Raw genomic sequence first — 5,069 nt, 5'->3', positions numbered from 1 at the left:
GTTCTTCCCCTACCCGCCCCCGCCGCCGCAGATGCTGTGTCCCGGCCCCTTCGGCCCGGTTCCCTGCGGTACGCCGGTCTTCGTCCCGCCGCCGATGCCGATGCCGCCGCCGGTGATGATGCCGCCGCCGATGCCGCCCGGGATCGGCGCGCCGCCGCCCACCGGCTTCCCGCCCGGCGGCCTGCCGCCGCCCGGTATCCCCACCACCTGGCAGGACGCCGCCCGCGCCGCCGGCGTGCCGCAGGACGGGGTGCTGATGGGCCAGATCGGCGCCCAGTGCGGCCCCGATCCCGCCTGCTGGGCCGCCGCCTGGGCGCCCATCGAGCTGGAGCGCTGCAGGAACGGCATCGGCGTTCCGGGCGGCTGCTTCGGGCCGAACGGGCTGGGCGTCCAGATCCTCACCGACCCCGGCCAGGTGATCGAGGACGCCGGCGCCGCCATCTGCTCGTTCCTGGGTTGCTGACGCAGGCGCGCCCTCTCCCGCGATCCCCCGTGGACGCCGCGCCCGCGGCGCCGCACCATCGCCCGGTCGCGGGAGAGGGGCTCCACCGCTTGCAGGCTGAGACGCCGGCCCTGCCGGCCTTCATCCAGGACGTGTTCGGCTGCTCGCCCGAGGTGGCGCAGAGCCTGGTCCGCCGCTGCGCCGAGCGCAGCTACCGCCCGCACGCCCCGATCATCCGCCAGGGCGACGTGCGCGCCGAGACCTTCCTGCTGGTCCTGGGTCTCGTCCACGCCTACGCCTACGGCGCCGAGGGCCAGGGAGTGCTGCTGCAGGCCTACCGGCCCGGCGACATCTTCGGGGCCGTGGTCGAGCGCGAGACCCCGCCCAGCCCCACCGAGGTCCGCGCCGTCGAGGAGGTCCGCGCCGCGGTCTTCCTGGCGCTCGACTTCCTGGCCCTGGTGGAGATGCACTCTTCGGTGGGCCTCGCCGTCTCGCGCATGCTGCTGCGCCAGCTCCAGGCGGCCACCGCCCGGATGGTGGAGCGCACCACCCTCACCTCCGTCGGCCGGGTCTACGCCGAGCTCCTGCGCCAGGCCGGCGACAGCCGCCGGATCGCCCCGCCGCCCGTGATCTCCGACCTCGCCGCCCTGGTGAACACCACCCGCGAGACCGCCTCGCGCGCCGTCAGCGACCTGGAGCGCCGCGGGATCATCCGCCGCGACCCCACAGCCCTCGCCATCCTCAGCCCCCGCCGCCTGGAGGAGCTGGTGGTCTAGGCGCGCGGGCCCGCTCCCGCCACTCCACTGTCCGCTCAGCGCCGCCGGCCCAACGACCGCTTTCGACCCGTTGCGGACGTTCGGCAGGTCCGTTGTCGTGACCTCTGGGAGGTCGCGAGGGCCATGATCCGCTCCTCTCCCGCCGAGCGGAGCTCGGGAGGGAGAGGTTGGGTGAGGGCGGCGCAGGACGCGGCGGGCCTGCTCCGGTTGGACCCGAGCGCGCGGGTCCCACGCCCGGGCGGAAGCCTGCGCCGCGCCGCCCTCACCCGGCCTCTCCCACGCCGCTGAGCGGCTGGGAGAGGAGGCGACGAGAGGCGGCCTTGCGCCCCTTCCGATGTCCGCTTTCCACCCACAACCGCCATCGGCAACGTCCGCTCGCCAGCACGGCGGGACCTCGCCCCTCCCGCCCTTTAAGCCCATGGTAGATCGCGAGCCTGGCGGGTCAGGCGTGTCAAGGACGCGCCTCCGGCGCGCCGCCCCGCGGCCGGTCCTGCGGACCGGTCCTTGAGACGCCTGGCCCGGCAGGCAGAATTCTGGCCATGGCCTTCAGGGCGAGGTCTGCGCCAACGCGCCGTCCGCTCACGCCACCCACCCCCGCCCTACCGCAGCGCGTACACCGGCAGCGGCCGGTCGGCCGGCTGGCCTTCCAGCTCGCCCACCGGCTCGGTCCGCGCCGGGCCGTGGGCGTGCAGGGCCGCGGCGAAGGCCTCGCTGACCTGCGCCCCGCCCGGCAGGGCCGCGCCCGCCAGCCGCCCGGACAGCGCGGCGGCCTCCCCCAGCAGCAGCCGCCCGCCGCCGAACGGATCGGCCGCCCCCAGCGCCACGCCGTAGTGGCCGCCGACCCGCACCGTCTCGCCCAGCTCGCCGGTCAGCCGCCGCGCCGCCGCCGCCGCCTGGCCCGGCGTGTCGAAGGCCAGGAACAGCCGGTCCTCGCTCCACTGGGCCATAGCCGGCGCCCCGTCGGCCTCCGCCAGCGCCCGCAGCCTCGGCAGCACCTCGCGGGCCAGGGTCTCGGCCGGTGTCGGCGCGACGATCGCGGTCAGCATCGCCGCCAGCCGCACGTCCTCCCGGTCGGGGCTGTCCGGCGCGGCGGGCGCGGCGGGATCGCGCGGCGCGGCGATGACCACCGGCGGCTCCCGCCCGGCCGCGGTCCACACCGCCCGGCTCCAGGCGCTGCTCCCCGGCTCGCCGTCCGTCGCGCCGGCGTCCTCCAGCACCACCAGCTGCGCCGGCCGGGAGGCGAGTGTCTGCGCCTGCATCGCCGCCAGGCCCATGGCGACCTCGCCGCCGAGCTGCAGGGCCAGCCGATGGTCCGGACCGGCCGCCCCCGCCAGCACGCGCACGCTCGTGGCCGCGTCCATCACCGTGTCGAACCGCGCCGCCCAGGCCGCCCCGAAGTGCGCCACCGACGAAGCCCGGAACGCCGCCGCCGCCCCCGGCAGGACCAGGTGCAGCTCCGAGCCGCGCGCCAGCAGGGCCTCGGCGACGACGATGTCGGCCCCCGCCGCCAGCGCCCCGTAGCCGAAGCCGATCCGCATCGCCGCCAGCGCCTCGGCCACCTGCTCGGCCAGGCGCCGGTCATCGGGCGCCACGGCCATGTGGCCGGCGAAGGACAGCGGCCTGGGCGGCCGCAGCGCGTCCAGCCAGCCCGCGTCCTGCCCCAGCGCCGCCAGCAGCAGCTCGAACTGCCGGATCGTCGAGGCGTGGTCGGCCCAGGCCTCCGGCGCCCGCGCCACCGCATCCGCCAGCGCCCGCTTCGCCTCCTCCGTCCGGCCGAGCACCAGCAGCGCCTCGGCCGGGGTCGCGGCCTGGAAATAGGCCGTCTCGTCCGGGTCCGGCGGCGCGGCCAGCGCCTTCTCCGCCAGCTCCCGGGCGGCCGCGGCCTGTCCCGCCAGCCGCGACAGGCTGGCGGCGTTGATCAGCGGATAGAGCGCCCCGCTCAGCTCGTGCGCCCGCAGGTAGGCCGCCGCCGAGCGCACGTAGAACTCCCGCCGCGCGGCCCCCTCCGGCGCCGCCCGCGCCTCGTCCTTCAGGAGCCGCCCCTGCACCGCCAGCGCCGCCGGCTGGTCCAGCCCCTCCAGACCCGCCTCCCGGAACAGCCGCCACGCCCTCTGCAGGGCGCCGGCCCGCGCGGCATGGATGATCGGGGCGAGTTCGAGGGATGAGGGCAAGGGGGTTACTCGACAGGATTGGGCTACGGCCTAAGCAGAGCTTTGCATGACGCTGTTCTGCTTTTCAGCCACTCATCACTGCGCTCGGCGCGGCGCCGGTCGGACCGGCAAGGCTTACGGGCCGAACAGAGGCGGGAAACCGCCGCCGATGTCCGGAAAGTCGGGATCGATCATGATCTCGAGACGCCGCGCGTAGCCGCCCTGCCCGAGCTGGATGTGGACGTTGAACTGCTGGTGTTCGTAGGCGCCGCGGCGCACGACGCCGAAGAACGCGATTCGACATTCGTCGATGCCCGGGCCGTGGTCGGAGAGAAGCTCCAACTCCCCCAACTCGTTGAGCTTCACCTCGGGCGGAACGTGTTTGAGGCCCCAGTTGTCGTCCCCGTAGTCCTGCTTCGCGGTCAGGGCTGGGCCGCCGACGCGGAATTGCCAGTCCTTGGCCTTGTCGAGTTCGATCACCATCCAGCAGGGATCTTCGACGAATACGTCCAGCGGCGTGACGCCGGGTCTGTACACCAGGGGGTCCCCCAGCATGCTCGGACCCGAGGTCGCCAGGTCATGGATGAAGCGGTGTACGTTGGTTTGCTTCACCGCCCAGGTCGTGGACTGGAACCGGAGCTCTCCGCCCTCGGCCAGGAACGTGTATTGGGAATACAGGATATACTTCGGCGTCCAGTCGGACGGTGGGCGACGCGGCAGCCGGTGCTGACCGTTCTCCGCACCTAGTTGATCCAGCCTTTCGGCTGACGCCATCATCTTCTCGATCGATCCGCTCATGGTCGTCCTCTCGATTGTGGGTTGTCCCGGATGAAGGTTGCGGCCACGTCGAGGCGGGCCCGCTGCTTGCGCCAGTCCTCGTTCGTGGGATCGAAGGCGATCATGGCGTCCAGGGTCTGGGCGGCCGTCGCGAGCCGCGCCTGGGCCTGATCCGAACGCCCCGCGTAGAACTCCAGGCCGCTCACCGCCCGCTGTAGCGCAACCCAGCGTTCCCTGAGGGCCATGTCTTGGGGATCGGCCGCGATGAGCCTGGAAAGGATCTTCTCCTCCGCCAGGCGATGCTCCATCGCCGCGCCGTTGTCCTTGTTGATGCGGTACGCCTCGGCCAGCCAGCCGTGCCGATTGGCGAGGTCCTGGGCCATGTCGCGGGGGGCGCCGGGTAGCGACGCGGCGGTGCGCATCAGCTCAAGGGCGCGGCTGCAGGCGCGGAGCGCGGCCGCCGGCTCGACCGGCTCCAGCAGGGCGAGGCCGCACTGGTTCCCCTCGGCATACGCGGCCTCGCGGACGTAGATGGCATTGCGTGGCTCTGCCGCCGCGAGACGGGTCGCAAGCGCCTTGTAGGCGGCCAGCGGCTCGCGAGCGCCGTCCTTCCGGCCGCGCAGGTAATCCACGTAGCCCACCCAGTATTCACTCTGCGCGTGAGCGAAGATCCGCGGCGGATCGTCGGGACGGGCGTCAAGCAGGGCCGCGGTGGTCCGCCGCGCCTCCTGGAACTTGGCGAGGGCGGCGTCCAGATCGCCCCGCCGCTGGTCGTCCTCGCCCATGGCGTGGAGCACGCGGGCCCGCCGCTCCAGCGAGCCCGCCGGCAGGCGGTCCAGGTCCTGGCCCTCGTAGTAGCCGAGCGCCTGCCGGTTGACGGCGGTGAGCACGTCGAGGCGGCCCACTCCCTCCAGCCGGTCGCGT

The 5,069-nt window shown here is 74.1% G+C and carries 3 protein-coding genes and 2 pseudogenes; 2 read left to right on the top strand and 3 right to left on the bottom strand.

Features of this window, described 5'->3' with window-relative positions:
• A pseudogene (locus tag V7Z97_RS19260) lies at positions 1–463 on the top strand (hypothetical protein); the annotation flags it as partial.
• An 89-nt stretch (positions 464–552) separates the two neighbouring features.
• Entirely contained in the window at positions 553–1,218 is a 666-nt protein-coding gene (locus tag V7Z97_RS19255; protein WP_334165081.1) for a Crp/Fnr family transcriptional regulator, read from the top strand.
• A gap of 599 nt (positions 1,219–1,817) precedes the next feature.
• Here V7Z97_RS19255 and V7Z97_RS19250 read toward each other — a convergent pair.
• From V7Z97_RS19250 to V7Z97_RS19240, 3 genes and pseudogenes are all read right to left on the bottom strand, one after another.
• On the bottom strand, positions 1,818–3,389 hold the full coding sequence (locus V7Z97_RS19250) for a tetratricopeptide repeat-containing protein (RefSeq protein WP_334165080.1): 1,572 nt from the start codon (positions 3,387–3,389) through the stop codon (positions 1,818–1,820).
• Between the two features lie 114 nt (positions 3,390–3,503).
• Entirely contained in the window at positions 3,504–4,166 is a 663-nt protein-coding gene (locus V7Z97_RS19245; RefSeq protein WP_334165079.1) for a nucleotide synthetase, read from the bottom strand.
• A pseudogene (locus V7Z97_RS19240) lies at positions 4,163–5,069 on the bottom strand (hypothetical protein); the annotation flags it as partial. The pseudogene V7Z97_RS19240 and the gene V7Z97_RS19245, both read right to left, overlap by 4 nt.

Source organism: Phenylobacterium sp. (genome assembly GCF_036821595.1).
In the GTDB taxonomy this organism is placed as follows: domain Bacteria; phylum Pseudomonadota; class Alphaproteobacteria; order Caulobacterales; family Caulobacteraceae; genus Phenylobacterium.
This window is presented reverse-complemented; position numbering and strand designations above follow the sequence as displayed.